The organism is Halomonas hibernica (assembly GCF_013183775.1).
GTDB classification, from domain to species: Bacteria; Pseudomonadota; Gammaproteobacteria; order Pseudomonadales; family Halomonadaceae; genus Vreelandella; species Vreelandella citrativorans.
Genome location: NZ_VIFN01000040.1, coordinates 1 through 1234, shown reverse-complemented (window position 1 = coordinate 1234; position 1234 = coordinate 1). Strand labels below are relative to the sequence as shown.

The following is a 1234-nucleotide window of genomic DNA, read 5'->3' as shown; positions in this document are numbered from 1 at the left end:
TGAACCGCCCCGGGTTTCGTAGACACCTCTAGGCCTTATACTAAAGGTACCTAGGAGGATCCATGAGCCGTCCCCGTTACACTGAAGAATTCAAAATCGAAGCCGTTAAACAGGTGGTAGAGCGTGGCCATCGAGTTGCCGAGGTCGCTGAGCGTTTGGGCGTGTCAGGCCACAGCTTGTACCACTGGATCAAGCGCTACGATAAGCCGGTAGAACAACGGCAAGAAGACGATGATCTCCAAGCTGAAAACCGTCGTTTAAAGGCTGAATTAAAACGCGTGTCAGAAGAGCGAGATATATTAAAAAAGGCCACCGCGTACTTCGCCAGAGAGTCCGACTGAGGTACGCGTTTATTCAAAAGCATGCGAGTCAATATCCGGTACGGCGCTTGTGCCGCATGATGGCCGTGCATCCTAGTGGCTACTATGCATGGTGTAAAAAAGCACTGTCTAATCGAGACCGGGATGATCAGCGTCTATTGGGATTGATCAAGCATGCGTGGCTTGAAAGTGGCGGTGTATATGGCTATCGCAAGGTCTATCAGGATTTGCGTGAGGCTGGCGAAGCCTGCGGTAAGCACCGAGTGGCCCGCCTGATGCGTAGGGAAGGTTTACGCTCTCAGACGGGCTATCGACGACGCCCTGGCTGCTATGGCGGCGGAAAACCGGCTGTTGTATCACCCAACCATTTAGACCGTCAGTTTGAAGTAACAGCGCCCAATGTTGCTTGGGTGACAGATATTACGTACATCCGAACGTACGAAGGCTGGCTTTACTTAGCGGTGGTGATCGACCTGTTTTCCCGTCAAGTGGTTGGCTGGTCGATGAAGTCTCGTATGACGACGGAGTTAGTGCTGGATGCTTTGTTATCGGCAGTCTGGCGACGCAAGCCACAAGAAACTGTGATGGTGCATTCAGATCAAGGAAGCCAATTCAGCAGCGGAGATTGGCAAAGCTTTCTGAAAGCCAATCACTTGGTGGGCAGCATGAGTCGGCGTGGTAACTGTCATGATAACGCCGTTGCTGAGAGCTTTTTTCAACTCTTCAAGCGAGAGCGGATCAAGCGACAGATTTATTCGACACGGGAAGCGGCTAGACGCGACGTGTTCAATTATATCGAAATGTTTTACAACCCAAAGCGCCGACACGGCACAAGTGATAACTTGTCACCGGTTGAGTATGAAAGGCGTTACTTTAAGAGCCTAACGGGTGTCTAGAATATCCGGGGCGATTCA

Annotated in this window: 1 protein-coding gene; it reads left to right on the top strand. The window is 51.2% G+C overall.

From position 1 onward, the window contains the following. Window positions 1-62 precede the first annotated feature (62 nt). Window positions 63-1216 (top strand): IS3 family transposase gene (locus FKN99_RS17715; protein WP_172119105.1). Its coding sequence is split into 2 segments (ribosomal slippage): window positions 63-300 and window positions 300-1216, totalling 1155 coding nucleotides; the frame shifts between segments, so codons are not numbered across the junction. Window positions 1217-1234: the final 18 nt, after the last annotated feature.